We start from the raw sequence: 25722 nt of genomic DNA on the forward strand, positions 1-25722 counted from the left end.
GGACTACTACTCCAGGACTACTGCTCCATGTCCAGGTCGACGACGACCGGAGCGTGGTCGGAGGCGCCCTTGCCCTTGCGCTCCTCGCGGTCCACGTAGGCGTCGGTGACCGCCTTGGTGAAGGGCTCGTTGCCGTACACCAGGTCGATGCGCATGCCCCGGTTCTTGGGGAAGGCGAGCTGGCGGTAGTCCCAGTACGTGTACGGGCGGTCGTACTTGAGCGGGCGCGGCAGCACATCGGAGAGCCCGGCCGCCCGCAGCGCCTCCAGGGCGGCTCGCTCGGCCGGGGTGACGTGGGTGAGGCCCGCGAAGACGGCCGGGTCGTAGACGTCCTCGTCGGTCGGGGCCACATTGAAGTCGCCGAGCACCGCGAACGGGCGCGGGCCGGCCGCGTCTTCGGCGATGGCGGTGGTCAGGGAGCGGAACCAGTCCAGCTTGTAGCCGTAGTGGTCGTGCTCGACCTCGCGGCCGTTCGGCACGTACACCGACCAGAGGCGCACCCCGCCGCAGGTCGCGGAGATGGCGCGGGGCTCCTGGACGCCCTCGTAGTGGGGCCCGTCGGCCAGCCCGAGCACGATATCGTCGAGGCCGACCTTCGAGACCAGGGCCACGCCGTTCCACCTGCCGGTGGCGTTGACGGCCGACTCGTAGCCCAGCTCGCGCAGCTCGGCGTGCGGGAACTGCTCCGCGGAGCACTTGGTCTCCTGGACGCACAGGACATCCGTGCCGGAGCTCTCCAGCCAGGCGAGCAGGCGCGGCAGCCGGGCGGTGATCGAGTTGACGTTGAACGTGGCGATACGCATGCGTCCCAACCTACCGCCCGGCACTGACAGCCACCCGCGCCGGTCCTCAGAGGTCGGTGGCGTCCCCGGCGGTGAGCCGTCCGTGGTCGGTGCGTCCCAGGGTGTCCAGGGCGTAGTCGTAGATGGGGCGGGCGATGTCCGCGAGGTAGGCGTCGTGGATGTCGATGGCCCGGCGCGGCTTGACCTCGCGGAGGTAGTCGACCACCTCGGCGATCTTGTTCCAGGGCGCGTGCACGGGCAGCATCAGCGTGTCCACCGGGGCGTCGGGCACGGTGAGCGCGTCCCCGGGGTGGAAGAGCGAACCGTCCACGAGGTAGCCGACATTGGTGACCCGCGGAATGTCCGGGTGGACCACGGCGTGCAGCTCGCCGTGTACCTGGACCTCGAACCCGGCGGCGGTGAAGGTGTCGCCGTGCCCCACGGTGTGCACCCGGCCCGGGTAGGCGGGGGCGAGCAGTTCGGCGACGCTGCGCAGGGTCCACAGCTCGGCCGCCGGATCGGCGTCGAGGGCGGCCCGCAGCCGGCCCTCCTCGAAGTGGTCCGGGTGCTCGTGCGTGACCAGCAGGGCCTGCGCCCCGAGGCCCGCGTCCGGCTCGCTGAAGGCGCCCGGGTCGATGACGAGCCTGCGCCCGTCCTTCTCCAGCTCAACGCAGGAGTGCAGCCGCTTCGTAAGCTTCATGATCCCAGCGTAGCCGCGGGACCGAGCTCTACGGGGTCGCCGTCGAGACCGCGTACACCCTGGGGTTGGGGCCGCTGAAGTCGACCGCGATGTCCCGGGTGGGGCGCGGGTCGGGCTGCTCGATGGTGGTGGCGTACAGGGTGGTGCCCGGGTTCCACTTCCAGCCGGCGGCCTTGACGTCGTGCGCGGAGAACGCCTCCCCGGCGGCCCCCGGGGTCAGCTGGGCCCGGCTGGTGCCGACCGCGGTGAGGAAGGCTTCCAGGTCCTTCTCCTTGACCGTGAACTGCGTGTACAGGCGGCTGGTGTGCCAGTTGTTTGTCTCCAGGAACCCGACGCTCCAGGCCGTGATCGGGATCGGGACCTCGTAGACGCTGCGCTGCACCTTGGATGGCCAGGACGGCCGCACGTGGACCGCGCCGACCTTGGCGGCCTTGTCCCGGCCGGCCTCGCGGCTCTGCTGGGCGGACACGGCGAGGTAGCCGGCCGGGACGCCGACGAGCAGCAGGATGATGGTCGCGGTGATCCAGCGGCGCCGCACCACGTGCTTCCGGTCCTCGGCGGTGGGCGGCGGCGTGCCGCCTTCGTCGGGGGCGGTGGCCTGACGGGGCAAAAGGGGCGCTGTCACTGCGTGTCCCCATCCTTGAAGTCCGCGGCGTTGGAGCCCGCGGCATTGGGGTCCGCGGAGCCTGTGGTGCCGCGGCGGCCCAGCTGCGCGTAGCGCTCGTACCGCTCGACCCGCCGGCGCGTTGCGCGGCGGAAGCGGCGGGCGACGAGCCGGGAGAGGTCGGCGGCGCCGACCATGCCGGCCTCGGGGCCGAGCTGGGCCTTGGCGATCCGGGCCTCGGGGCGGTAGCCGCGGCCGGTGAGGTGCCGGCGGAACGCTTCCCGGGCGGGGCCGATCAGCAGGTCGTCGGCGGCGCTGACGCCACCGCCGATGACGAAGCAGGAGGGGTCGAGGGCGGCGGCGAGGTTGGCGATGCCCACGCCGAGCCACTGGCCGATGTCCTGGAGGAGCTCGACGCACATGGCGTCGCCCTCGCGGGCCAGCTCGGTGATGAGCGGGCCGGTGATCTCGGAGACGTTGCCTCCGACCCGGGCGATGATGTTGTGCGCGACCGGGGAGTCGGCGGCGGCGAGCTCGCGGGCCTCGCGGACCAGGGCGTTGCCGGAGCTGTACTGCTCCCAGCAGCCGCGGTTGCCGCAGGGGCAGCGGTGGCCCCCGGGGACGACCTGCATATGGCCGAATTCGCCGGCCACCCCGTAGCGGCCGCGCTTGACCTGGCCGCCCTCCAGGATGGCGCCGCCGATGCCGGTACCCAGCGTGATCATGACGAGGTGGTCCTCGCCGCGGCCGGCGCCGAATCGCCACTCGGCCCACGCGGCGGTGTTGGCATCGTTGTCGACCATGACCGGGACCGCGAGGCGGGACTGGAGCGCGTCGCGCAGCGGCTCGTCGCGCCAGGCCAGGTGCGGGGCGAACAGCACCCGGGAGCGGTCGGCGTCGACCCAGCCGGCGGCGCCGATGCCCACGGCGTGCACATCGTGCCGGTCGGACAGGTCCAGCACCAGCTCCACGATGGTGTCCTCGACCACCTTGGCGCTCTTGGACTTGTCCGGGGTCTCGGCGCGGATCTTCTCCAGGATGATGCCGTCGGCGTCCACGACGCCGGCCATCACCTTGGTGCCGCCGATGTCGATGCCGACGGTCGGGACGCGCGGGGCGGTCAGGTGCGACCGGCGCTCACGGGTCCCGATGGTCCGCAGGACGGTGCCTCGCGCCGACCCCCGGTGGGTGAGCGTGAAGTCCCGGTACGTGCTCATCGAGTCGTGTCGTCCCTCAGGGTGCGGTGGTGGTGGCGGAGCCGGACGCGTTGTCGTCCGGACCTGATTCTGCCACTCGCTCCAGCTCGTGGCTCAGTTCGTCCAGCTCGGAGCCGCCCGCCATCTGCCGGGTGAGCTCGTCCAGGGTGATCGAGTCGCGGGTGTGACTGCCCGCCATGGTGCCGCGCTTGAGGAGTACGAACCGGTCCCCGACCAGGTGGGCGTGGTGCGGGTTGTGGGTGATGAGGACCACACCGAGGCCGGCGTCGCGGGCGGCGGCGACGTACTTGAGGACGACGCCGGACTGCTTGACGCCGAGGGCGGCGGTGGGCTCGTCCAGTACGAGGACCTTCGCGCCGAAGTAGACGGCGCGGGCGATGGCCACGCACTGCCGCTCGCCCCCGGACAGGGTGCCGATGGGCTGGTCGACGTCGCGCAGGTCGATGCCCATGCGGAGCAGTTCGGCGCGGGTGGTCTCGCGCATGAGCTCCACGTCGAGGCGGCGGAGGGGGCCGCGGCCCTTGGTGGGCTCGGAGCCGAGGAAGAAGTTCCGCCAGACGGGCATGAGCGGGACGACGGCGAGGTCCTGGTAGACGGTGGCGATACCGCGGTCGAGGGCCGCGCGCGGGTTGGCCAGCTCGGTCTCCTCGCCGTCGATCTCGAAGGTTCCGGCGTCGTGCCGGTGCAGCCCTGCGATGATCTTGATGAGGGTGGACTTGCCGGCGCCGTTGTCGCCGAGGACACAGGTGATCTCGCCGGCCGAGACCTCCAGGGAGACCCCCTGGAGGGCGCGGATGTTGCCGTAGAACTTGCTGACGCCGGTCAGCCTCACGAGCGCGGTAGCGGTATCGGTGGGGTTCTGCACGGTCACTTCGCCTCCGCCCGCTTGCGGACCCATGCGTTGAGCAGCGTCGCCAGGAGCAGCATCGCGCCGAGGAAGAACTTGAACCAGTCCGGGTTCCACTGGGCGTAGACGATGCCGTTGCTGGTCATGCCGAAGATGAAGGCGCCCACGGCCGAGCCGATCGCGGAGCCGTAGCCGCCGGTCATCAGGCAGCCGCCGATGACGGCCGCGATGATGTAGAGGAACTCGTTGCCGACGCCCTCGCCCGACTGGACCACGTCGAACGAGAAGAGGATGTGCTGCCCGGAGATCCAGGCGCACAGGGCCACGCCCATGTAGAGGCCGATGCGGGTCTTCACGACCGGCACGCCGGTCGCGCGGGCCGCGTCCGCCCCGCCGCCCACGGCGAAGATCCAGTTCCCGGCGCGGGTGCGCAGCAGGATCCAGGTGGCGACGGCGACCAGGGCCAGCCACCACAGGATGGTCACCTTGAGGGTGACCGAGCCGACGTTCCACTGCGAGGCGAAGAGGGCCCGCGCGGAGGAGAAGCCCTCCATGTCGGCGATGGTCTTGGTGGAGACCGAGCCGCTGATCAGCTTGGTGAAACCGAGGTTCAGACCGGTCAGCATCAGGAAGGTGCCGAGCGTGATGATGAAGCTCGGGAGCTTGGTGCGGGTCAGCATGAACCCGTTGAAGAAGCCGAAGGCCAGGGTGACCAGCAGGGACACCCCGACGCCCACCCACACGTTGGCGGTCATCTGGTAGCTGAACATCGAGCTGACCAGCGCCGATGTGGTGACCATGACGCCGGCCGAGAGGTCGAACTCGCCGCCGATCATCAGCAGGGCCACCGGGACGGCCATGATCCCGATGGTGGAGGCCGAGTAGAGGACCGTACTGAGGCTGGAGGCCTGCAGGAAGCTGTCGGCGGCGAACGAGAAGAAGACGAAGACGGCGGCCGCGCCGACGACCGAGCCCAGCTCGGGGCGGCCGAGGAGCTTGCGGACCAGGGAGGTGGGCGCGAGCCGTTCGTCCACGGCGGTGGCCGCGCTCATCGGCTGCCCCGCTTGATGAACTCCTCCAGCTTGGCCGCTTCGGCGCCGGTGACGATCTGCGGTCCGGTGAGCACCGGGCGGCCGCCGCCGAGCGAGTCCGCGTTGTAGCGGTAGAGCCAGAGCAGGTCCACGGCCTCGTACCCCTGGAGGTAGGGCTGCTGGTCCACGGCGAAGCCGAGGGCGCCGGACTTCAGGTCGCGGGCCACGGACTCGTTGAGGTCGAAGGTGTCCACCTCGGCCTTGCTGCCCGCCGCGTCCTTCGCCTTGACGGCGGTGGGGGCGAAGGGGGCGCCGAGGGTGAGGATCGAGTCGACGGCGGGGTCGGCCTGGAGCTTCGCCTGGATGGCCGCCTGGACGGAGGGCATGTTCGTGCCCTCGACGTACAGGTTCTCCATGGACCCGCCGAAGGTCTTCTTGGCCCCGGCGCAGCGCTGCTCGTGGCCGACGTTGCCCTGCTCGTGCAGGACGCAGACGGCCTTCTTCCTGCCGCGCTTGGTCAGCTCGGTGCCGACCGCCTCTCCGGCGATCTGCTCGTCCTGGCCGATGTGGGTGAGGGCGCCGTACTCGGCGGACTGGGCGGATCCGGAGTTGACGGTGACCACCGGGATGCCGGCCTTGACGGCCTTGGCGATCACGTCCTTGAGGGCCTCGGGCTTGGCGAGGCTCACGATGAGCCCGTCCACCTTCTGGTCGATGGCGTTCTGGACGAACTGGGCCTGCTGCTGCGCCTGGTCGTCGTGGGCGTAGACGAAGTTGATGTTGTCCTTCGCCGAGGCCTCCTTGGCGCCCTTCTGCACGATGTCCCAGAAGGTGTCGCCGTCGCCCGCATGGGTGACCATCGCGAAGGTCCAGCGCGGGGTGGACACGGCGGGCCGGCCCGCCTCGGCGGCCTTCGCCCGCTCCTCGGCGCGCTTGCCGCCCGTGCTGCTGCAACCCGCGAGGGAGGCTCCCAGCACCGCCGCGAGCACGGCGCCGACGACGCGTACCCCTGTCCGAACCCTAGCCACGTCGCCGTGCCTTTCCCTCGTCGTGCGTGCCACTGATGTCAAAGCGGTCATTCCGGTTCCAGCCGCCCAGTATCCGCCACAGTGGACCACGGGAGCCCATCGGGGCCTTCAGGACCATCGAGACGCCCCGGGCCGATTGACAGGTCCCCCGGACGGGGTCAGGTTGAGTGCATGCGCATCGGGCTCATCGGAACGGGCCGGATCGGCTCGTTCCACGCGGCGGCACTGGCCCGCAACCCGGAGGCGGGCTCCCTCCTGCTCGCCGACGCCGATCCCGCGCGGGCGGTGCGGCTCGCGGACCGGCTCGGGGCCACGGCCGCGCCCTCCGTGGAACAGATCTTCACCTGGGGAGTGGACGCGGTGGTCGTGTCCTGCGCCACCGACGGACACGCCGAGCTGGTCGTCCGGGCCGTGCGCGGCGGGCTGCCGGTGTTCTGCGAGAAGCCCGTGGCCCCTGATCTGGCACGGAGCCTGGCGGTGCTGCGCGAGGTGGCCGCGATGGACGGTCTGCTCCAGCTGGGGTTCATGCGCCGCTTCGACGCGGGATACCGCACCGCGCGGGAGCTGGTCCGCTCGGGCGCGCTGGGCCGGCTGCACACCGTACGGACGATGACGGCCGATCCCGCCCCGCCGGCCGCCGCGTACCTGGCGACCTCCGGGGGGCTGTACCGCGACTGCCTGGTGCACGACTTCGACATGGTGCGCTGGGTGACCGGGTGCGAGGTGGCCGAGGTGTACGCGACCGGGTCGGACGCGGGTCCGGCGCGGTTCCGGGAGGCCGGTGACATCGACACGGCCGCGGCCGTGCTCACGCTGGACGACGGGACGCTGGCGACGTGTACCGGTACGCGGTGCAACGGCGCCGGGTACGACGTACGGATGGAGCTGGCCGGGGAGCTGGACCAGGTCTCCTCCGGGCTGGACGACCGTACGCCGATCGCCTCGACCGAACCGCACGGCCCGCCCCCGGCGAGCAAGCCGTGGACGGGGTTCCTGGAACGATTCGCCCCCGCCTACGAGGCGGAGCTGGCGGCCTTCGTGCGGCTGGTGCGCGGAGAGGGCCCCAACCCGTGCGACGGCCGGGAGGCCCTGGCCGCGATGCGCGTGGCGGAGGCGTGCGAGCTGTCGCGGCGGGAGCGGCGCCGGGTCCGGATGGAGGAGGTCCCGGACCTGTGAGGGGGGTGTGCCGGTGGCCATGGGCCGGGACTACCAGCGCACCGGCAGCCGGGTCACGCCCCGCATCAGGCTGCCCCCGATCCAGACCGGCGGGCCCGCGTCGGGGTCCTCGGCCAGCTCCGGGAAGCGTTCCAGCAGGCCCCGGATGGCTGTGCGGCCCTCCATACGGGCCAGCGGGGCGCCGATGCAGAAGTGCAGCCCGTGCCCGAAGGCGAGGTGCCCCTGGGGGCCGCGCCGGATGTCGAACGTGTCGGGCTCGGCGTAGCGCCCGGGGTCGCGGTCGGCGCCGGCCAGCGAGACCAGGACGGTGGCCCCGGCCGGGATGAGGGCGCCGCCGAGCTCCATGTCCTCGCGGGCGTAGCGGTAGGTGGCGTTCTGCACCGGGCCCTCGTAGCGGAGCATCTCCTCGATCGCCCCGTCGAGGAGGCCGTCGTAGTCTGCGCGCAGGGCGGCGAGCTGGTCGGGGTGGGCCAGCAGGGCCCGTATGCCGTTGGAGATGAGGTTCACCGTCGTCTCGTGGCCGGCGACCAGCAGCAGGAAGGCCATCCCGATCAGCTCGTCCGGGGAGAGGGAGTCGCCGTCCTCGTCGCGGGTGCGGATCAGGGCGCCGAGCAGGTCCTCGTCCGGGGCTTTGGCCTTGGCTTCGATGAGCTCGCCGAGATAGACGCTGAGCTGCTGGTGGGCGCTGGTGTCCGGGGCGCCGCTGGGCGCGACGACCTCCTTGGACCAGTAGCTGAAGCGCTCGCGGTCCAGGTCGGGGACGCCCAGGAGTTCGCAGATGACGGTCATGGGCAGCGGGAAGGCGACGGCCTTGATGAGGTCGGCGGAGCGCTGCGGGCGTGCGGCCATGGCGTCGAGCAGTTCCCCCGTGACCTGCTCGACGCGGGGGCGCAGGCCCTCCATGCGGCGGGCGGTGAACTCGCGGGCGACCAGGCGGCGCAGCCGCGTGTGGTGCGGCGGGTCGGACTCCAGCATGTTGGTGTTGGCGGCGGTGGGCACCAGGCCCGGTATGTTGCCGCCGCTGTCGCGCCAGTTCTTCAACAGGCCCGGGTGGTTGAGGGCCTGCCGGGCCTCTTCGTAGCCGACCACGAGCCAGGTCGGGGCGTACTCGGTGGCCGAGACATCGACGCGGTGAACCGGGCCCGCCGCCCGCAGTCGGGCGTAGAAGGCGTACGGGTCGTCATGGAAGTCCGCGGAGTTCATGCTGATGTCCGGCTGTGGCATGTAGCCACCCTACGGCGGCAGTTCGGCGCTGGACCCGCCGTTTTCCGGCCACTCACGCGGTGGCCGCGCGGCGGCCCCAGGCGGTGCCTGCGAGGACGAGCGCGGCGCCCGCGAAGCCGGCCGGGCCGAGGTGTTCGCCTCCGATGGCGATGCTGGCGGCGGCCGCCCACAGGGGTTCGGTGCCGAGGAGCAGGCTGACGCGGGAGGGCGAGGTACGGCGTACGGCCCACATCTGCACGAAGAAGGCGAAGAGGGTGCAGAAGACGGAGAGGAAGGCGAGTCCCGCCCACTCGGCGGGGCCGAAGGCGGTGGCGGCGGCCCAGGGGCTGTCGCCGGTGCCGGGCAGTGCGGCCAGTACGGCGAACACGAGCACGGCGCCGCCGAGCTGGACGGTGGTCAGCGACAGCGAGTCGGCGTCCTGGACGGCCTTGATCCGGGCCATCAGCAGCACGTGCGCGGTGCGGGCGAGGGCGGCGCCGAGGATGAGCAGGTCGCCGGTGCTGGGCGCGCTGAACCCGGCGCCCTGGGTGAGCAGCACGACGCCGGCGACGGAGACGGCGGCCGCGCCGAGGAAGGCCGGCGAGGGTGCGGTGCGGCGGACGGCGGCCTCGGCGAGCGGGGTGAAGATCATGGTCAGGCTGATGATCAGCCCGGCGTTGGTGGCGGAGGTGTGCACGACCCCGTAGGTCTCCAGCAGGAAGATCCCGCCGAGTACGAGGCCCAGCAGTCCGGCGCCGCGCAGCTGGGCGGGACTCAGCCCGCGCAGCCTCCGCCACCCGGCGACGACGAGGACCGGCAGCACCAGCGCGAAGCGGAGGACGAGCACCGCGACCACGGTGTGCGTGGCGGTGATGCCCTTGGCGGCGAGGTAGCTCCCGCCCCAGACGACGGCCAAGGCCAGGACGGGCAGATCGGCGAGCCAGGCCCTGCGGGGGGCGAGGGCGAGGGCGGCCAGGGCGGTCGAGGTCACCGGGGTCTCCAACGGCGGGAAGCGGGTGGAGGCTTCGGTGACTCGCACGGGTGCGGCTCACCGTACCGGAGCCGATCATGACCGGTCGACCCCTTTTGCGGGCCGGTGGCGGCGGCCCCTTCATCGGCGGGGACGTGGCATGAACGGCCCCGTGGCATCGGCGGGCACGTGGTCCAGCCGGAGCTGGACCCCCGGTGGCCACGGTTGCTTCGGGTCCTGGGTCAATCCAGGAACGAGCCGAAGGCGGCGCGGCCCGTCGGCCGGTAGGTGTGGATGGCGATGCCGCTCGACGTCGTACGGGAGCTCGTCAGCTCGCAGGCCGTCGGCAGCCCGCCGGTCGGGAACAGCCGGCGCCCGGCGCCCAGGAACACCGGGTAGACGAGCAGGTTCAGCTCGTCCACGAGGTCCCGGGCCAGCAGCCACTGGGCGAGCTGCCCGCTGCCGTGCACCTGCAGCTCGCCGTCGAGCCCGTCCTTGACCCGGACGATCTCGCTCTGCAGCTGCTCCCCGTCGAGCACGGTCGCCGGGCCCCAGGCGGGCTCCTTGAGCGTGGTCGAGGCCACGTACTTCGGCAGCCTGTTCAGGTTGCCCGCGATCGGGTCGGCGGGGTCGTCGTGCTGCGGCCAGTACGACGCGAAGATCTCGTACGTCCGCCGCCCCAGCAGGAACGCCCCGGTCCGGCCGAAGACCTCGGTGACGAACTCCCCCATTTCCTCGTCGGCGTACGGCACCACCCACCCGCCGTACGCGAATCCGCCGCTGGTGTCCTCCTCCGGCCCGCCGGGGGCCTGCATCACGCCGTCGAGGGTCAGGAAAGTGGTGAGGGTCAGCTTGCCCATGGCTCTGCGCTCCTAGCTCGGTCGTCCGTACGCAGGTTCAGACTCCCGGGCCGCCGCGGACTCATCGGTGCGGCGCGCGAAAACTCCATGTCCGATTCCCGCCAGCGCCCGATCACGGACTCCCATTTCATTGAACCCGCAACCATTCGGCGGAGGAGGACACCATGAACGGATCTGTGGCACTGGTGACGGGCGGCAGCCGCGGGATCGGCGCGGCGAGCGCGCTGCGGCTGGCGGAGGACGGGCTCGACGTCGTGGTCACGTACGTCAACGACGCGCGGGCGGCGGCCGAGGTGGTCGGCAAGGTGGAGGCCCTCGGGCGGCGCGCGATGGCCGTACGGGCCGACGCGGGCGAGGCGGCCGATGCCGTGGCCGCGGTGGAGGAGACCGTACGGGGCTTCGGGCAGATCGACGTCCTGGTCAACAACGCCGGGGTGGGCGTACTCGGGCCCCTCGACGGGCTGGGCCTGGCCGATGTGGACCGGGTGCTGGCCGTCAACGTGCGGGGGGCGTTCCTTGCCGCCCAGGCGGCGGCCGGGCGGATGGGCTCCGGCGGGCGGATCATCACCATCGGCAGCTGCATGACCCAGCGGGTCCCGGGCCCCGGCGGCGCGCTGTACGCGATGAGCAAGTCGGCGCTGTCCGGGCTGACCAAGGCGCTGGCCCGGGAGCTCGGCGGGCGCGGCATCACCGCGAACCTGGTGCATCCCGGGCCGGTGGACACGGACATGAACCCGGCGGACGGCCCCTACGCGGACCCGCAGGCGGCGATGACGGCCCTCGGCAGGTTCGGCGCGGCGCCGGAGGTGGCGGCCATGGTGTCCTTCCTGGCCGGGCCGGACTCCGTGTACGTGACGGGCGCGGAATTCGCGGTGGACGGCGGCTACGCGGCGTAGCCCTCGCCGGGCGTGCGGAGCGGCATAGCCCTCGCCGGGCGTGCGGAGCGGCATAGCCCTCGCCGGGCGTGCGGAGCGGCATAGCCGTCGCCGGGCGTGCGGAGCGGCATAGCCCTCGCCGGGCGTGCGGAGCGGCATAGCCCTCGCCGGGCGTGCGGAGCGGCATAGCCCTCGCCGGGCGTGCGGAGCGGCGTAGCCCTCGCCGGGCGTGCGGAGCGGCGTAGCCCTCGCCGGGCGTGCGAATACGCCGAAGGGGCGCACCGTCGACGGTGCCCCTTCGGGCCGTGCGCGCCCCGGGGGTGTCGGCCCCCGGGGCAGTCGGCGGGGGGCGTCAGCCGCCCAGTTCCTGGTGGCGGGCGGTCAGCGCGGCCGCGCCCGTCTCCGTCAGCGAGCCGTACAGGCGCAGGCGGGAGAAGCCGCCGTCCGGGAAGATGTCGATCCGGACGTGCGTGCCGACCGCCGGGGCGTCCAGTACGAAGCGGTGGTTGGTGTCGGGCTGCAGGCGGGTGCGCGGCAGGAACTCAGTCCACTCGCCCTCCTCGCCGGTCTTGACCGACAGCGAGGCCCAGCCGGCCGAGTTGCCCTTGAGGTAGGCGGTGTCGATCTCGACGGCGCGGATCTCGGACTCGGCGACGAGCTGGTAGCGGATCCAGTCGTTGCCGTTGTCGCGGCGGCGGGCGGTCTCCCAGCCGTCGTCCATCTTGCGGGAACGGCCCGGGTTGATGGTGTTGGTCGGCGGGGAGTAGAAGCGGTTGGAGGCGTCCTGGACGGAGCCGCCGTTCTCCAGGGCCACCACGTCGAAGGAGCCGAGCGCGTCGAGCCACTTCGGGTCGGGCAGGACCTCGCCGTAGACGCGCAGGCGGGCGATGCCGCCGTCGGGGTGCTGGTTGACGCGCAGGTGCGTGAAGCGCTGCTCGGCGTTCACCTCGAAGCCGTTGGCCGCGTGGCCGCCGACCGGGGTGCGGGCGACGATGGTCGTCCACTTCACGTCGTCGCCCTGGAGCTCCTCCGGGGTCGGCGCGAGGGCGCCCTCCCAGTTGGTGCCCTCGATGGAGACGGCCTGCGGCATGTTGCCGCGGAAGTGGGCGGTGTCGACGACGATGCCGCGGATGACGCCGGGGGCGCCCAGGCGTACGAGCGCCCAGTCGTGGTCCTCGGCGGTCGGCCAGGGCTGCTCGGCGGAGACACCGCGGCGGCGGCGGGTCTCCCAGCCGTCCATGATCTTGCCCTTGTGGCCGAAGTGCTCGGGGTCGAAGTGCCCGGCCTCGGCGATGAGCAGGTTCTCGCGCTGGGCGAAGAACTCGTCGTTGGCGGCGATGACACCGGCGCCCAGCTCACGGGCGGCGAGGTTCGCGTACTGGGTGAAGGGGAAGTCCGCGGTGCGGTAGTCCGCGTACGGGTCGCCGCCTCCGTACGGGTTCGCGTTACCGGTGAAAGAGGGAATCGCCACTGTCAGTTCTGCCTTTCGAGGAGGAGGCCCGTGGGCTCGGTCGGGGTGCCGTGGTCGGCGATCTGCGTACCGCGCAGCCAGGTGGACTTCACGACGCCGTGCAGCGTCTTGCCCGCGTACGCCGTGACCTGGTTGCGGTGGTGGAGCTCGGCCGGGTCCACGGTGAAGGTCTCTTCGGGGGCCAGGACGGCGAAGTCGGCGTCGCGGCCGGCCTCGATCGCGCCCTTGCTGCCCAGTCCGGCCAGCGCGGCCGGGGCGGCGGACATCCAGCGGGCGACGTCCTCCAGGGTGCGTCCGCGGCGGCGGGCCTCGGTCCAGATCGCCGGGAGGCCCAGCTGGAGCGAGGAGATGCCGCCCCAGGCGGTGGCGAAGTCGCCGGTCTTCAGGTCCGCGGTGGAGGGCGAGTGGTCGGAGACGATGCAGTCGATCGTTCCGTCGGCGAGCGCGTCCCACAGCAGGTCCTGGTTGGCGGCCTCGCGGATGGGCGGGCAGCACTTGAACTCGGTGGCGCCGTCCGGGACTTCCTCGGCAGTCAGGGTGAGGAAGTGCGGGCACGACTCGACCGTGATCTGCACGCCCTCGGCCTTCGCGGCGGCGATCAGCGGCAGCGCGTCGGAGGAGGACAGGTGCAGGACGTGGACGCGGGCGTTCAGTCGCTTCGCCTGGGCGATCAGGTTCTCGATCGCGGTGTTCTCGGCATCCTTGGGGCGGGAGGCGAGGAAGTCGGCGTACTTGGGGCCCGGGTTCTGCGGCGCGGACTCCAGGTGGTGCGGGTCCTCGGCATGCACGATCAGCAGACCGCCGAAGCCGGTGATCTCGGCGAGGGAGGTGGCCAGCTGCTCCTGGTCGAGCTGAGGGAACTCGTCCACGCCCGAGGGCGACAGGAAGCACTTGAAGCCGAAGACGCCGGCGTCGTGCAGCGGGCGCAGGCCCTTGACGTTGTCCGGCAGCGCGCCGCCCCAGAAGCCGATGTCCACGTGCGCCTTGGTACGGGCGACCTCCTGCTTGACGCGCAGGTGGTCCACGGTGGTGGTCGGCGGAAGGGAGTTGAGGGGCATGTCGAGGATCGTGGTGATGCCTCCGGCCGCGGCGGCGCGGGTGGCCGTCCAGAAGCCCTCCCACTCGGTGCGGCCGGGATCGTTCACGTGGACGTGGGTGTCCACCAGGCCGGGGAGCAGGACGTCGTCTCCGAAGTCCTCCAGCCGGGCTCCGGCCGGCACTTCGGCCTCGTACGCCAGCACGGCCGTGATCTTCCCGCCGGCGACGGCCACCGAAGCGGCACGCGTCCCCTCGGGGGTGATGACGCGCGTCGAGCGCAGTACCAGTTCCACAGCCACGTCGGACACGGAACCTCCCCATCTACTTCCACAGAGCGAAATTCAACGTTCTGTTGACGGAGTCTTCACGCCGATCCGGAGCCAGTCAAGAGCGCCCGGACGGACCACTGACACGTCTCCATCGCAATTGGATGTTTCCACAGGATGGAATTAAGATTTCACTATCCAGAATGTAGCTATCACTACCCGGGGGCGGGAAGGTAACTTCCCGAGGATGTCCGCCACCCGGACAAACCGCCTCTGACCGGCGGGGACGGCATTTGCCCCGGCTCTAGGGCCGACGCCGACCGACCGGTAGGCTGCTTCCTTGCCTGCCAGCACCGAAAGGACCGCGCCGTGCCGACGTCCAGCGCCAGCACCACCGACGCTTCCGCCAAGCCCACCGCCGCCAGCGGTGGCGTCCAGTCCCTTGAGCGCGCCTTCGATCTGCTCGAACGTATGGCCGACGCCGGAGGCGAAGTCGGCCTCAGCGAGCTCTCCGCCGCCAGCGGCCTGCCGCTGCCGACCATCCACCGGCTCATGCGCACCCTCGTCGCGTGCGGCTATGTCCGGCAGCAGCCCAACCGACGGTACTCCCTCGGGCCCCGGCTGATCCGCCTCGGCGAGTCCGCGTCGCGGCTGCTGGGCACCTGGGCCCGCCCGTACCTCGCCCGGCTGGTCGAGGAGACCGGTGAGACGGCGAACATGGCCCTGCTCGACGGGGACGAGATCGTCTACGTCGCCCAGGTGCCGTCCAAGCACTCCATGCGCATGTTCACCGAGGTCGGCCGGCGCGTCCTGCCGCACTCCACGGGGGTGGGCAAGGCGCTGCTCGCGTACACCCCCGCCGACGAGGTACGGGCCCTGCTCGCGCGCACCGGGATGCCGGCCGCGACCGAGAAGACCATCACCACGCCCGAGGGCTTCCTCGAGGCGCTGGAGCAGGTCCGCAGGGCGGGCTACGCGGTCGACGACAATGAGCAGGAGATAGGGGTCCGCTGCCTCGCCGTGTCGGTGCCGAACTCGCCGACCGCCGCCGCGATCTCCATCTCCGGTCCGGCGGGCCGGGTCACCGAGGCCCTGACCGACTCGATCGTGCCGATCCTCCAGGGTGTCGCGGCCGAGCTGTCGGTGGCGCTGGCCAGCCAGAACCCCGCCTAGGGCACCGTCGTACGAAGGCCCCGGCCGCCCCCCGCACGAGGGGCGGCCGGGGCCTTCGTGCACCCGGCGTACCTCCGGATCAGGCGGCGGACACTCTCTCGGTCTCCGTCAGGCGGCCGTCCGTCATGGTCGCCGTGCGGTCCATCCGCTCCAGGTGGGCGTGGTCGTGGGTGACCAGCACCGTCGCGGTGGAGCGCTCACGGGTCAGGGTGACCAGCAGGTCGAGCACGGCCGCGCCGCGCTCGTGGTCGAGGGCGCTGGTCGGCTCGTCGACCAGCAGCACGGCGGGCTCGTTCATCAGGGCGCGAGCGATGTTCACCCGCTGTCGCTGGCCGCCGGAGAGCTGATGGGGGCGCCTGTCGGCCTTGTCGGCCAGGCCCACTGCGTCCAGCAGCTCCAGGGCGCGCCGGCGCAGCTGCCGGGAGGGGCGGCCGGAGAGGTGGGCCATGACCTGGAGCTGCTCGGCGGCGGTCAGCGAGGCCAGCAGATTCGGCTGCTGGAAGACGATGCCGATCTTCTCGCGGCGCAGGGCCGACTTCTCGGCGGCGCTGAGCCGCGCGGTGTCCTGGCCGGCCACCACCACCTGCCCGGAGTCCGGGGTGACCAGGGTGGCGGCTACGGCGAGCAGGCTGGACTTACCGGAGCCGGACGGTCCGATCACCGCCGTCAGCGTGCCCGCGGGCACCTCCAGGCGGACCGCGTCGAGGGCGGTGAGCCGGCTGTCGCCGTCCGGGTAGGTGAGCGTGACGTCGTGCACGAGCAGGGTCATCGGGCGCTCCCGAGGGCGGTCAGGGGGTCGACGGCGGTGATCCGCCGGATGGACAGGGCCGCCCCGAGCGCGCCGAGCACGATCATGATCGCGGCGGGGAAGAGCACGGTCGCGGCGTCGAGTACGAAGGGCACGTCGCCCCCGCTGATCAGCGCGCCGAAGGCGGCGGCGAGAGCCGTGCCCAGTCCGGTGCCGAGGGCCAGCATGACGACGGCCTGGCCGAGGGCGTCCCCCAGCAGGTACGGGGTGGAGGCACCCAGTGCCTTCAGGACGGCGATGTCACCGCTGCGCTGGATCGTCCACACCGTGAAGAAGGCCCCTATCACCAGGGCCGAGATCGCGAAGAGGAAGCCGCGCATCAGCTGGAGCGAGCCGTTCTCCGACGTGTAGGAGCCGATGGCGCTCAGCGCTCCGTCGACGGTCCGGGTCTTGGTGGCGGCGGCCTTGTCACCGGCGGCGAGGTCGGCCCCGGGGGCGTCCAGGGCGATCACGGTGGCAAGGGTGTCGAGGGAGGTGCCGGGGTTGCCGATCCGCTGCCAGTCGCCCAGGTCCATCCAGACCACGGGGGTGTGGCTGAAGGCGGCGGTGCCGGCGACGGCGGCCACGGTGAGTTCGAGGGGGCCGACCCTGAGCCTGGCGCCCGCCGTGAGCCCGCCGAGCTCCTTGGCGGCCTTCTCGGTGAGGATCGCCTTGCCCTGGGTGAGGCCGGACTTCGGCGGCGCGAGCCTCCCGGCCGGGTCGACGCCGAAGACGGAGACGGCGGCGGCACGCTCACCGGAGACGGCATTAGTGGTCCGGATGCCGAGCGGCTCCGCCGCCTTCACCCCCGGCTGCCCGCGCCAGGCCTGCCAGGCGCTCTCGGGCACCTGGGAGTTGGTGAAGGACACCTTCTGGTCCCCGGCGGGCGCCGCGAAGGCCAGATGCGTGGCGGGCAGTCCGGTGATTGCCGAGATGTTCTCCCGGGCCAGTCCGGAGGTGAGCCCGGAAAGCAGGCCGACCAGCAGCGTGATCAGCAGGACGACGGAGCCCATGAGGGCGAAGCGGCCCTTGGCGAACCGTAGATCTCTCCATGCGACGAACATGTGCCCCACCTTCGTCGTCCGCGTGGCCACGGGACATCGCGCCACGGGAGCGATCCTGGTATCGAAGGACGCATCCGGACATCAAACTTTTGGTTGACCGGGGGTCGTCGGCGCCCACTTACGCTGGTCGGGCCATGGCTGCTACGGATCACCCCGCCTCCCGCCCCCTGACCCCCGTCTCGCGCGTGCTGCGCCTGTGCCTGCACGCGCTGTTCTTCGGGCTGCTCGCGCTGGCCGCCGGACGGCCCGTCGCCGACTCCGCCCCGCACGCCGGATGGGTGGTCGCCGGGTGCGCGGTCGCCGCCGCTGTGTACCTCGCCGGGGTGCGGGCGCCCTCCGTGCACCGCTCGCCCGTCGCCGGGGCGGTGTGGCTGGCGGGGCTCGGGGCCGTCTGGGCGGGGCTGCTCGCGCTCTCCCCCGACGGGCTGTGGCTCGCCTTCCCGCTGTACTTCCTGGAGCTGCACCTGCTGCGGCTGCGCTGGGGGATCACAGCTGTCGCGGTGACCGCCTGCGCGGCGATCGGCGGGTTCCTGGCGCACAGCACCACGGTGACCCCGGGGGCGTTCCTCGGGCCGCTCCTGGGCGCGGCGGTGGCGGTGGCGACCGTACTGGGCTACCAGGCGCTGTACCGGGAGAGCGAGCGGCGCCGAGAGCTGATCGAAGAGCTCATCACGACACGGGCGGAGCTGGCGGCCGCCGAGCGGAGCGCGGGGATCCTGGCCGAGCGGGAGCGGCTGGCCCGGGAGATCCACGACACGCTGGCCCAGGGCCTGTCGTCCATCCAGCTGCTCCTGCGGGCGGCGGAGCGATCGCTGCCCGACGACGCCCCGGCTCTGGAGCACATCGGCCGGGCCCGGGAGGCCGCCCAGGAGAACCTCGCCGAGGCGCGTCGTTTCGTACGGGCCCTCACGCCTCCGGATCTGGAACACGGATCGCTCGCGGCGGCGCTGGAACGGCTGTGCTCGGCCGCCCCCGGTCCGCGCGTGCGCTTCTCCCTGAGCGGGGCACCGCGGGTCCTGCCCACCCCGTACGAGGTGGCGCTGCTGCGGATCGCGCAGTCGGCTCTGGCCAATGTGGTGCGGCACGCGGGGGCCGGGCGCGCCGAGATCACCCTCACCTTCATGGACACGTCGGTCACGCTGGACATCGTCGACGACGGCAAGGGTTTCAACCCCGCGTCCGCCCCCTCCGGCGAGGGCGGCTTCGGTCTGCCCGCGATGCGTTCGCGTGCCGAGACGCTGGGCGGGCTGTTCACGGTGGAGTCCGCCCCGGGCCAGGGCACCGCCGTGGCCGTCACCCTGCCGTTGCCCGCGGAGGCACCGTGACCATCCGTCTCCTCCTGGCCGACGACCACCCGGTGGTCCGGGCCGGCCTGCGCGCGGTCCTGGACACCGAGCTGGACTTCGAGGTGGTCGCCGAGGCGGCCACCGCCGAGCGGGCGGTGGAGCTGGCCGCCTCCGCCGACGTGCACGTGGTCCTGATGGACCTCCAGTTCGGCTCCGGCATGCACGGCTCGGCGGCCACCGCGGCGATCACCGCCCGTCCCTCGGCACCCCGGGTTCTGGTCCTGACCACGTACGACACGGACGCGGACATCCTGGCGGCGGTGGAGGCGGGCGCCTCGGGCTACCTGCTGAAGGACGCCCCGCCGGAGGAACTGGCGGCGGCGGTCCGCACGGCGGCGGCCGGCCAGTCGGCGCTGGCCCCGGCGGTGGCGCTGCGCCTGATGGACCGCATGCGGACACCGGCGGAGGCCCTGACCAAGCGGGAACTGGAGGTCCTCCAGCTGGTCGCGGACGGCCTGTCGAACCAGCAGATCTCGAAGAAGCTCTTCCTCAGCCAGGCCACGGTCAAGTCCCACCTGGTCCACATCTACGCGAAACTCGGCGTCGACTCCCGCACCTCCGCGGTCGCGGCCGCCGCCACCCGCCGCCTGATCCGCACGCCGTAGGGGGGCCAGCCCCAGGGCGGACAGGACGCAGGCGGGTGCGCGGCCCGGCCCGGCGGGAGCATCGGAGTGTCGAGTCCGCCGACCGGAGAGTGAGCCCCGATGCACACCGCCGTCGCACCCCGCCCTGTCACGCCCCCCGCCGAGGTCCGCACGGCATTCGCGCTCTGGCTCACGGCGGTGGCCGCCGGAGCGTTCGAGACCGCCCTCATGCTCGGCCGGGTTCCGGCCGACGAGATCGGCGGCGGCCTGGTGGTCCGCCTGACCGTCTTCACCGCGGCCGTCCTGGTCGCCTTCCGCATGCGCTCGGGTGCGCGCTGGGCCCGGATCACCCTGGCCGTCGGCCTCGGCGTCGTCGGTACCGCCTCGCTGGTCGTGGAGCCCTTGCGGTACCTCCTCGACGGGGGTTCCCTCACCTCCGCCCTGTCGGGCGCGGACACCCTCGCCTGGGTCTTCGGCGCGAGCCGGACGCTCCACCTGGCGGCCGTGCTGACGGCGGTGGCCCTGATGTTCCGCCCGGCGGCGAACGCGTACTTCCGCGAGCGGCCGTAGGGCCGGCCTACGCCACCCAGTACGGCCGTTCCACCGCCGGGGTCAGCGGGACGCCGTCGTGGAAGGCCTGCGCGAGGAGCCGTACGCCCTCGTCCAGGCGGTCGGCGGGCAGCGTGTACGGAATCCGGAGCCGGTGTTCGAAGGTCCCGGGGTCCACCCCGAAGCGGGCTCCACGGCCGATGTACACACCGGCGGCCGCGGCCCGCTCCGACAGCGCGGTGCTGACCGGCTCGCCGAGGTTCACCCACAGCGACAGCCCGCCCGGCGGAAGCTGCCAGGACCACTCCGGCGCGTGCCGCTGGAGCGACCGCACCAGCGCCTCCCGCTGGATCCGCAACTGCGCGAGGCGCGCGGGCAGGGCCCGGTCCAGCCCCTCCAGCAGCGGGAGCGCCACCAGCTGGTCCAGCACCGAGCCGGTCATGTCCGCGGCGACCCGGACCGCCGTCAGCTCCGTGATCATCTTGGCGGAGGCCCGGACCCAGCCCACCCGCAGCCCGCCCCAGTGGGTCTTGCTCAGCGACCCGATGGTCACCACGTGGTCCGCACCGCCCCTGGGGGCGAGCGAGGCCAGCGGCGCCGGCGCCGGTACGTCCAGGGCGATGTCGGCGATGGTCTCGTCCACCACCAGCCAGGTTCCGGTCCGGCGGGTCGCCGCCAGCAGCCGCAGCCGCTGCTCCTGCGGCATCAGCGCACCCGTCGGGTTGTGGAAGTCCGGAATCACATACGCCAGCCTCGGCACGGTCTGCCGCAGCGTGGACTCGGCGATCTCCATGTCCCACCCGGCGTCGGACACGGCGATCGACCCGGTGCGCAACCGGGCGTGCCGCAGCGCGTCCAGGGCGTTGGCGTAGGTCGGGTTCTCGGTGACGACCCGGTCCCCCGCCCGGCACAGCAGGCTCATCACCAGCGCGAACGCCTGCTGGGCGCCGGCCGTGACCAGGATCTGCTCGGGCCGGGTCGGCAGGCCCCGCCGGGTGAACCGCTCGGCGATGGCGGTCCGCAGGTCGGGCAGACCGAACGGGTGGTACCCGGGGCCCCGGGCCGCCCCGGGCAGCCGGGTCGCGGCCCAGGCGAGCGCGTCGGCGAGGGCGCCGTCCGGGGCTCCCATGGCGGCGATGGCGAGGTCGATCCCCGGATCGCCGTCGGGGCGGTATCCCCCGGACCCGAGCAGCAGGTGCGCCCCGACCGGGCCGTGGCCCTCGGGGAGTTCGGTCCAGGTGCCGGAGCCGCGCCGGCTGCGTACGTAGCCGCTCTCGCGCAGCAGGTCGTACGCCCCGGTGACGGTGGCCCGGCTGGCGCCGACCGCCTCGGCGAGCTCGCGCTCGGCGGGCAGCCGTACGTGCAGGGCGATCCGGCCGTCGAGGACCAGGGTGCGGACGGCGTCGGCGAGCGCCCGGTAGCCGGGGCGGGCCAGCACCTCGGCGGGCAGCAGGGCCGCGAGCTGGCGGCTGCCGATGGTTCTGTCCGCTGTCTGGACCACTCGCCCGTTTGCCATGCCAACCTCCCCCGATTGGCTCTGCCCGCCAGGCCAATCCAGGGTCCAGACTCGCGGTATTGGCCCCCGATTGGCAAGGAGCAGCCGAAATGTTGACGAGGCTCACCGACCGCGACGAACGCGCCCTGGTCGCCGCCACCGAGAACCGGATCTCCGAGCCGCTGCGGATCGGGGCCGCGCTGGCCGCCGTACGACGCACTCTGGCGCGGCGGCCCGCCCGTTCGGCGCAGGGGCGAGAATCGGTGGCATGCCAGCCAACACACACCCGGCAGACGACACCGCCGCCCACCCCGCTCCCCCAGTGATCGCGGGCCTGCTCCTCGCCGCCGGCGGCGGCCGCCGGCTCGGTGGGCGCCCCAAGGCCCTGCTCCCCTATCGCGGGCGCCCGCTCGTCGAGAACGCCGTACGGGTGCTGCGCGAGGCCGGCTGCGGCCCGGTGCACGTGGTGCTCGGCGCCTCGGCGGCCGAGGTCCGCGAGCGCGCCGACCTGACCGGCTGCGTGGTCGTGGACAACCCGGACTGGGCCGAGGGCATGGGCTCGTCGCTGCGGGTCGGCCTCGCCTCGCTGGCGGGCACGGACGCCAGCGCGGCCCTGGTCTCCCTGGTGGACCAGCCGGGCATCGGCCCCGCGGCGGTGGCCCGGGTCCGCGCGGCGTACGGCTCCCGCACAAGCCTGGTGGCGGCGTCGTACGGCGGGGAGCGCGGCCATCCGGTGCTCTTCGGGGCGGACCGGTGGGCGGACATCGCGGCGACGGCGACCGGGGACAAGGGCGCGCGGGTGCACCTGACACGGCATGCGGCGGATCTGACCCTGGTGGAGTGCGGGGACATCGCGGAGGCCTTCGACATCGACACCCCGCCCGACCTGGCACGTCTGGCTTGAACGGGGCTTGAGCGGGGTGTGACCGCGATGGCACTGAGGGCCACCGGACGTCAAAATCTGTTGACTCAGAGAATCTCGACATCAACAAACCATTGAACTTCCACCATGAGGAAATTACTATCCACTGGTCAGAAGCGCCCTGAACCCCCAGACGGCGCCCGCGACCGTATTCCGGAACTCTCCACACCCGACGGCACTGCGTGCCGTCTCGCGCGAGCATTCCCCCGCGGCCGCCAGGCACCGCCGCTGAAGGAGTGACAGATATGTCCGCACCAGCGCCGTCCCCGCTGGCCATCGTCGCCGCCGAGCCCCTGCCCCGGCAGGACGAAGTCCTCACCGAAGCGGCCCTCGCCTTCGTGACGGAACTCCATCGCCGGTTCGGTCCCCGCCGGGCCGAATTGCTCGCCCGCCGCGCCGAACGGCGCGCCGAGATCGCCCGCACCTCCAGCCTCGACTTCCTCCCGGACACCGCACAGGTCCGCGAGGGCGACTGGAAGGTCGCGCCGGCCCCGGCCGCACTGAACGACCGCCGCGTGGAGATCACCGGTCCGACGGACCGCAAGATGACCATCAACGCCCTGAACTCGGGCGCCAAGGTCTGGCTCGCCGACTTCGAGGACGCCTCGGCTCCCACCTGGGAGAACGTCGTCCTCGGCCAGCTCAACCTCATCGACGCCTACGAGCGCCGCATCGACTTCACCGACCCGCGCACGGGCAAGGCGTACGCCCTGAAGTCCGCCGAGCAGCTCGCCACCGTCGTGATGCGGCCGCGCGGCTGGCACCTGGAGGAGCGCCACCTCCAGATCGACGGCAGCCCGGCCTCCGGTTCGCTCGTCGACTTCGGCCTGTACTTCTTCCACAACGCGCAGCGCCTGATCGACCTCGGCAAGGGCCCGTACTTCTACCTGCCGAAGACGGAGTCGCACCTTGAGGCGCGCCTCTGGAACGAGATCTTCGTCTTCGCCCAGGACTACGTCGGGATCCCGCAGGGCACCGTCCGCGCGACCGTGCTGATCGAGACGATCACGGCCGCGTACGAGATGGAGGAGATCCTGTTCGAGCTGCGCGACCACGCGGCGGGCCTGAACGCGGGCCGCTGGGACTACCTCTTCTCCATCGTGAAGAACTTCCGCGACGGCGGAGAGAAGTTCGTCCTCCCGGACCGCAACGCGGTGACGATGACCGCCCCCTTCATGCGGGCCTACACCGAACTCCTCGTCCGCACCTGCCACAAGCGCGGCGCGCACGCCATCGGCGGCATGGCGGCCTTCATCCCGTCCCGCAAGGACGCCGAGGCCAACAAGGTCGCGTTCGAGAAGGTCAAGGCCGACAAGGACCGCGAGGCGGGCGACGGCTTCGACGGCTCCTGGGTCGCCCACCCCGACCTGGTCCCGATCGCGATGGCCTCCTTCGATGCGGTGCTCGGCGAGAAGCCGAACCAGAAGGACCGCCTGCGCGAGGACGTCTCGGTGGCCCCGGGCGACCTGATCGCGATCGACTCCCTGGACGCGAAGCCGACGTACGAGGGCCTGCGCAACGCGGTCCAGGTCGGCACCCGTTACATCGAGGCGTGGCTGCGCGGCCTGGGCGCCGTCGGCATCTTCGGCCTGATGGAGGACGCGGCCACCGCCGAGATCTCGCGCTCGCAGATCTGGCAGTGGATCAACGCCGGGGTCGCCTTCGAGCACGACGGCGAACTGGTGAAGGCCACCGCCGAGCTGACCCGCAAGATCGCCGCCGAGGAACTGGCCGCCATCCGCGCCGAGGTCGGCGAGGAGGCCTTCGCGGCCGGCAAGTGGCAGCAGGCGCACGACCTGCTCCTCCAGGTCTCGCTCGACGCGGACTACGCGGACTTCCTCACCCTCCCCGCGTACGACCAGCTCATCGGCTGAATCCCCGCCTTCGGCTGAACCGCACAGCAGCCGAACCCTGAAGAACAGCCCCGCTCCCGACACGCCTGACGCGTCGGGGGCGGGGCTGTCCGCTGTGTCAGCCGCCCGTCCGCGGGCACGCCCGGGCGGGATCCCGGGTGGGCACGAGCCGCACCTGGTCCGTCCGCTCCTTCAACGGGGCGTCCGTGTCGGTGTTCCACAGCAGCGCAACATCGTCGGCCACGCCGAAGAACAGATAGGGCCGGCCCGGATCGAGCAGGCCTCCCTCCGCGTTGAGCTCGGCCACCGCAACAGTGGGCTGCACGCACACCCACTCCGGCTGGACCCCGAAGTACGGGGGCGCCTGCCCGCGGTGTTCCGCGGCGGCCTTGGTCCGCTCGACGGCCCTCGCCGCGTTGTCCATGGCGAAGCTCGCCAGTGAGGCGACGACCACGACGTAGAGCAGGACGTACACGGCCACGTTCAGGTACTCGCCGGGACGCGTGAAGGCGAAGTGGAAGTGCTTGGCGATCCCCCACAGCGCAGGCCCCAGGAGCCCGACACCGAGGTAGGAAACCAGTTTCGCCCCGGCCACCACCTGCCACAGGCCCGGCACGTCGAGCTCGTCCGGGGTGAGGTCGAGACCGTCCCCGTACAGCCCGTGCAGGACCGAACCGGAGGCGACGACGAGGCCGGCCGCCATGGTCACCGCGAGCGGGACCGTGGCCGTGAGCCATTCCGTCCAGGTCGTCCACTGGCGTACGAGGAGCCAGATGCCGACGGGGGTGACCACCACCGCCGTGTCGAGCAGCATCAGGCGAGGTGTCCACGGGGCCGTCCCCAACCCGGGCACCCCGTACACGAAGAGCAGGAGGGCGAGGGCACCGAGGCATCCGCCCGCGAACCCGAACAGGCGCCCCTGGGAGGCTGCGAGGCCGCTCGCGAGGAAGAGCCCCCGCGCGAGGCATCCGCAGCCGACGGCCAGCCACAGCCACCGGGCATGGCCCTCCACTTCCCTGAAGCAGCCGGCGGCGAAGGCCATCCCGAGCAGCCAGCCGAACATCCGCGCCAGTCGCCGCATGAAGTCGTCCTCGCGCCGCAGCTCGATCGCGCGCCGCCCGCGCCGGGGCGACATCCGTACGTCGAGATCCGCGCGGGCGGGGGCGCTTCCCGGCAGGCCCATCCGGGCGAGGCGTCTGGCCTCCGACGGCGTTCCCAGCGCGATGGACCCGGTGTCGTACCAGCCGGAATTCTCCGCGGCCCGCACCCACCGGCCGACCGCGCGGCGGGGATCCGGCCGGTGGGCCGTGGTGTGGGAGCGGTACTCCTCCAGCTGCTCCCGGTCCGGATCCACCAGCTGGGTCCGCCGTACGTACATCTCCAGGACGGCCGTTTTCGCAAGCCCGCGAACGCGCCAGCCGGCCGCGCGCTCGGTCCTCTCGTTGCGCGCCCCGAAGAGCCGCACCTCGACCCAGAACAGCCGCGCCCGGGGGTCCGGGCTCAGCACTCCGGCCGACGGTCCCTCGCCCCTGCCGAACTCGTCCACGACGGGCCAGCGCTGCCCGGCGAATTCCGCTTTGGCCTGCTCGAAGTCCCGCGGCTCGCCCCGCACCTCGACCAGCGCGAGCACGCGCTGGTCGTACCGCCGTCGCGTCACCAGTCCATCCCCCTGCACACCCCCCGTCAGTTCGGTGACTGTAAGCGCGAATCGTCTCCGCACAGGCCGGATTCGGCCAGGACTCCAGGCATTCACGAGCCGAACGACCGGTCGGTTGTTACATCATCGTAATCCGCCGCTACCTGGTGGTAACAACGCACCACGTGCCACCTTTCTGCTTGCCACCGGCCGGCGGTTACCCCCACTTCCCCAGCCATGCCACG

The 25722-nt window shown here is 72.2% G+C and carries 25 protein-coding genes; 9 read left to right on the forward strand and 16 right to left on the reverse strand.

The genetic code is table 11. The features are described from left to right. Positions 1–17: 17 nt before the first annotated feature. The 7 genes from J7I97_RS26695 to J7I97_RS26725 are packed head-to-tail and all read right to left on the reverse strand — an operon-like array spanning position 18 to position 6209. Entirely contained in the window at positions 18–803 is a 786-nt protein-coding gene (locus J7I97_RS26695; protein ID WP_214939426.1) for an exodeoxyribonuclease III, read from the reverse strand. Positions 804–849: 46 nt separating this feature from the next. After that, positions 850–1482, reverse strand: coding sequence for an MBL fold metallo-hydrolase (locus tag J7I97_RS26700; RefSeq protein WP_214939429.1), 633 nt, complete (start codon positions 1480–1482; stop codon positions 850–852). A 28-nt stretch (positions 1483–1510) separates the two neighbouring features. Continuing rightward, on the reverse strand, positions 1511–2107 hold the full coding sequence (locus J7I97_RS26705) for a hypothetical protein (RefSeq protein ID WP_214939432.1): 597 nt from the start codon (positions 2105–2107) through the stop codon (positions 1511–1513). After that, positions 2104–3303, reverse strand: a complete 1200-nt coding sequence (locus tag J7I97_RS26710) for an ROK family glucokinase (protein ID WP_214939435.1) — start codon at positions 3301–3303, stop codon at positions 2104–2106. Before J7I97_RS26710 ends, J7I97_RS26705 begins: the two co-directional genes overlap by 4 nt. Positions 3304–3319: 16 nt before the next feature. After that, on the reverse strand, positions 3320–4201 hold the full coding sequence (locus J7I97_RS26715) for an ATP-binding cassette domain-containing protein (protein ID WP_214939438.1): 882 nt from the start codon (positions 4199–4201) through the stop codon (positions 3320–3322). Next, positions 4171–5202, reverse strand: a complete 1032-nt coding sequence (locus tag J7I97_RS26720; RefSeq protein WP_214939441.1) for an ABC transporter permease — start codon at positions 5200–5202, stop codon at positions 4171–4173. Before J7I97_RS26720 ends, J7I97_RS26715 begins: the two co-directional genes overlap by 31 nt. Further along, positions 5199–6209 (reverse strand): sugar ABC transporter substrate-binding protein, encoded by a 1011-nt coding sequence (locus tag J7I97_RS26725; protein WP_214939444.1) that lies wholly within the window; start codon positions 6207–6209, stop codon positions 5199–5201. The genes J7I97_RS26720 and J7I97_RS26725 overlap by 4 nt, the downstream gene beginning before the upstream one ends. 171 nt (positions 6210–6380) lie before the next feature. On the opposite strand from J7I97_RS26725, the gene J7I97_RS26730 reads away from it, so the two are divergent. After that, on the forward strand, positions 6381–7385 hold the full coding sequence (locus J7I97_RS26730) for a Gfo/Idh/MocA family oxidoreductase (RefSeq protein WP_214939447.1): 1005 nt from the start codon (positions 6381–6383) through the stop codon (positions 7383–7385). A 30-nt stretch (positions 7386–7415) separates the two neighbouring features. On the opposite strand, the gene J7I97_RS26735 is transcribed toward J7I97_RS26730, so the two are convergent. The 3 genes from J7I97_RS26735 to J7I97_RS26745 form a co-directional block, all read right to left on the reverse strand. After that, positions 7416–8609, reverse strand: coding sequence for a cytochrome P450 (locus tag J7I97_RS26735; protein ID WP_214939449.1), 1194 nt, complete (start codon positions 8607–8609; stop codon positions 7416–7418). A gap of 52 nt (positions 8610–8661) precedes the next feature. Continuing rightward, on the reverse strand, positions 8662–9591 hold the full coding sequence (locus J7I97_RS26740; RefSeq protein WP_251059209.1) for a DMT family transporter: 930 nt from the start codon (positions 9589–9591) through the stop codon (positions 8662–8664). 209 nt (positions 9592–9800) lie between these two features. Further along, positions 9801–10418 carry a dihydrofolate reductase family protein gene (locus J7I97_RS26745; protein ID WP_214939452.1) on the reverse strand — a complete coding sequence of 206 codons (618 nt, stop codon included), beginning with the start codon at positions 10416–10418 and terminating at the stop codon, positions 9801–9803. Positions 10419–10582: 164 nt separating this feature from the next. On the opposite strand from J7I97_RS26745, the gene J7I97_RS26750 reads away from it, so the two are divergent. After that, the gene (locus tag J7I97_RS26750; RefSeq protein WP_214939454.1) at positions 10583–11314 is read left to right on the forward strand and encodes an SDR family oxidoreductase; all 732 of its coding nucleotides are present in this window, start codon (positions 10583–10585) and stop codon (positions 11312–11314) included. Between the two features lie 331 nt (positions 11315–11645). Here the strand turns inward: J7I97_RS26750 and alc are convergent, their stop codons facing one another. Beyond that, the gene (gene alc / locus J7I97_RS26755; protein WP_214939456.1) at positions 11646–12764 is read right to left on the reverse strand and encodes an allantoicase; all 1119 of its coding nucleotides are present in this window, start codon (positions 12762–12764) and stop codon (positions 11646–11648) included. A gap of 2 nt (positions 12765–12766) precedes the next feature. Beyond that, positions 12767–14101: an allantoinase AllB gene (gene allB / locus J7I97_RS26760; protein WP_374195517.1), complete on the reverse strand. Its 1335-nt coding sequence runs from the start codon at positions 14099–14101 to the stop codon at positions 12767–12769. Between the two features lie 336 nt (positions 14102–14437). Here allB and J7I97_RS26765 point away from each other — a divergent pair, with 336 nt between their 5' ends. After that, the gene (locus tag J7I97_RS26765; RefSeq protein ID WP_214939460.1) at positions 14438–15241 is read left to right on the forward strand and encodes an IclR family transcriptional regulator; all 804 of its coding nucleotides are present in this window, start codon (positions 14438–14440) and stop codon (positions 15239–15241) included. Positions 15242–15320: 79 nt separating this feature from the next. Here the strand turns inward: J7I97_RS26765 and J7I97_RS26770 are convergent, their stop codons facing one another. After that, a complete protein-coding gene (locus tag J7I97_RS26770; RefSeq protein WP_214939461.1) occupies positions 15321–16010 on the reverse strand; it encodes an ABC transporter ATP-binding protein in 690 nt (229 codons plus the stop codon). After that, complete coding sequence (locus J7I97_RS26775) at positions 16007–17092, reverse strand: ABC transporter permease (RefSeq protein ID WP_214939463.1); 1086 nt, start codon at positions 17090–17092, stop codon at positions 16007–16009. The genes J7I97_RS26770 and J7I97_RS26775 overlap by 4 nt, the downstream gene beginning before the upstream one ends. 134 nt (positions 17093–17226) lie before the next feature. Between J7I97_RS26775 and J7I97_RS26780 the strand changes: the two genes are divergently transcribed. The 3 genes from J7I97_RS26780 to J7I97_RS26790 all read left to right on the forward strand — a co-directional run bounded on the left by J7I97_RS26780 (position 17227) and on the right by J7I97_RS26790 (position 19592). Beyond that, positions 17227–18417, forward strand: a complete 1191-nt coding sequence (locus tag J7I97_RS26780) for a sensor histidine kinase (protein ID WP_214939467.1) — start codon at positions 17227–17229, stop codon at positions 18415–18417. After that, a complete protein-coding gene (locus J7I97_RS26785; protein ID WP_214939470.1) occupies positions 18414–19043 on the forward strand; it encodes a response regulator transcription factor in 630 nt (209 codons plus the stop codon). Before J7I97_RS26780 ends, J7I97_RS26785 begins: the two co-directional genes overlap by 4 nt. 99 nt (positions 19044–19142) lie before the next feature. Then, positions 19143–19592 carry a hypothetical protein gene (locus J7I97_RS26790; RefSeq protein WP_214939473.1) on the forward strand — a complete coding sequence of 150 codons (450 nt, stop codon included), beginning with the start codon at positions 19143–19145 and terminating at the stop codon, positions 19590–19592. A 7-nt stretch (positions 19593–19599) separates the two neighbouring features. Here the strand turns inward: J7I97_RS26790 and J7I97_RS26795 are convergent, their stop codons facing one another. Then, positions 19600–21087, reverse strand: a complete 1488-nt coding sequence (locus J7I97_RS26795; RefSeq protein WP_214939476.1) for a PLP-dependent aminotransferase family protein — start codon at positions 21085–21087, stop codon at positions 19600–19602. A gap of 89 nt (positions 21088–21176) precedes the next feature. Between J7I97_RS26795 and J7I97_RS26800 the strand changes: the two genes are divergently transcribed. The 3 genes from J7I97_RS26800 to aceB all read left to right on the forward strand — a co-directional run bounded on the left by J7I97_RS26800 (position 21177) and on the right by aceB (position 23862). Beyond that, complete coding sequence (locus J7I97_RS26800; protein WP_214939479.1) at positions 21177–21392, forward strand: hypothetical protein; 216 nt, start codon at positions 21177–21179, stop codon at positions 21390–21392. Beyond that, positions 21335–21970 (forward strand): NTP transferase domain-containing protein, encoded by a 636-nt coding sequence (locus tag J7I97_RS26805; protein ID WP_214939483.1) that lies wholly within the window; start codon positions 21335–21337, stop codon positions 21968–21970. Before J7I97_RS26800 ends, J7I97_RS26805 begins: the two co-directional genes overlap by 58 nt. Before the next feature lie 263 nt (positions 21971–22233). Further along, a complete protein-coding gene (gene aceB / locus J7I97_RS26810; RefSeq protein ID WP_214939486.1) occupies positions 22234–23862 on the forward strand; it encodes a malate synthase A in 1629 nt (542 codons plus the stop codon). 97 nt (positions 23863–23959) lie between these two features. On the opposite strand, the gene J7I97_RS26815 is transcribed toward aceB, so the two are convergent. Further along, positions 23960–25498: an NnrS multi-domain protein gene (locus J7I97_RS26815; protein ID WP_214939489.1), complete on the reverse strand. Its 1539-nt coding sequence runs from the start codon at positions 25496–25498 to the stop codon at positions 23960–23962. Positions 25499–25722: the final 224 nt, after the last annotated feature.

It is taken from the genome of Streptomyces sp. ISL-87 (genome assembly GCF_018614095.1).
GTDB lineage: Bacteria > Actinomycetota > Actinomycetes > Streptomycetales > Streptomycetaceae > Streptomyces.

Excerpts from the sequence above, each read along its gene's own strand:
- J7I97_RS26790 (WP_214939473.1), top strand. The coding sequence starts at position 19,143 with ATGCACACCGCCGTCGCACCCCGCCCTGTCACGCCCCCCGCCGAGGTC.
- J7I97_RS26780 (WP_214939467.1), top strand. The coding sequence starts at position 17,227 with ATGGCTGCTACGGATCACCCCGCCTCCCGCCCCCTGACCCCCGTCTCG.
- J7I97_RS26750 (WP_214939454.1), top strand. The coding sequence starts at position 10,583 with ATGAACGGATCTGTGGCACTGGTGACGGGCGGCAGCCGCGGGATCGGC.
- J7I97_RS26805 (WP_214939483.1), top strand. The coding sequence starts at position 21,335 with ATGCCAGCCAACACACACCCGGCAGACGACACCGCCGCCCACCCCGCT.
- J7I97_RS26715 (WP_214939438.1), bottom strand. The coding sequence starts at position 4,201 with ATGGGTCCGCAAGCGGGCGGAGGCGAAGTGACCGTGCAGAACCCCACC.
- J7I97_RS26735 (WP_214939449.1), bottom strand. The coding sequence starts at position 8,609 with ATGCCACAGCCGGACATCAGCATGAACTCCGCGGACTTCCATGACGAC.
- J7I97_RS26775 (WP_214939463.1), bottom strand. The coding sequence starts at position 17,092 with ATGTTCGTCGCATGGAGAGATCTACGGTTCGCCAAGGGCCGCTTCGCC.
- J7I97_RS26695 (WP_214939426.1), bottom strand. The coding sequence starts at position 803 with ATGCGTATCGCCACGTTCAACGTCAACTCGATCACCGCCCGGCTGCCG.
- J7I97_RS26800 (WP_214939479.1), top strand. The coding sequence starts at position 21,177 with ATGTTGACGAGGCTCACCGACCGCGACGAACGCGCCCTGGTCGCCGCC.
- J7I97_RS26710 (WP_214939435.1), bottom strand. The coding sequence starts at position 3,303 with ATGAGCACGTACCGGGACTTCACGCTCACCCACCGGGGGTCGGCGCGA.
- aceB (WP_214939486.1), top strand. The coding sequence starts at position 22,234 with ATGTCCGCACCAGCGCCGTCCCCGCTGGCCATCGTCGCCGCCGAGCCC.
- J7I97_RS26745 (WP_214939452.1), bottom strand. The coding sequence starts at position 10,418 with ATGGGCAAGCTGACCCTCACCACTTTCCTGACCCTCGACGGCGTGATG.
- J7I97_RS26720 (WP_214939441.1), bottom strand. The coding sequence starts at position 5,202 with ATGAGCGCGGCCACCGCCGTGGACGAACGGCTCGCGCCCACCTCCCTG.
- J7I97_RS26795 (WP_214939476.1), bottom strand. The coding sequence starts at position 21,087 with ATGGCAAACGGGCGAGTGGTCCAGACAGCGGACAGAACCATCGGCAGC.
- J7I97_RS26730 (WP_214939447.1), top strand. The coding sequence starts at position 6,381 with ATGCGCATCGGGCTCATCGGAACGGGCCGGATCGGCTCGTTCCACGCG.
- J7I97_RS26770 (WP_214939461.1), bottom strand. The coding sequence starts at position 16,010 with ATGACCCTGCTCGTGCACGACGTCACGCTCACCTACCCGGACGGCGAC.
- J7I97_RS26700 (WP_214939429.1), bottom strand. The coding sequence starts at position 1,482 with ATGAAGCTTACGAAGCGGCTGCACTCCTGCGTTGAGCTGGAGAAGGAC.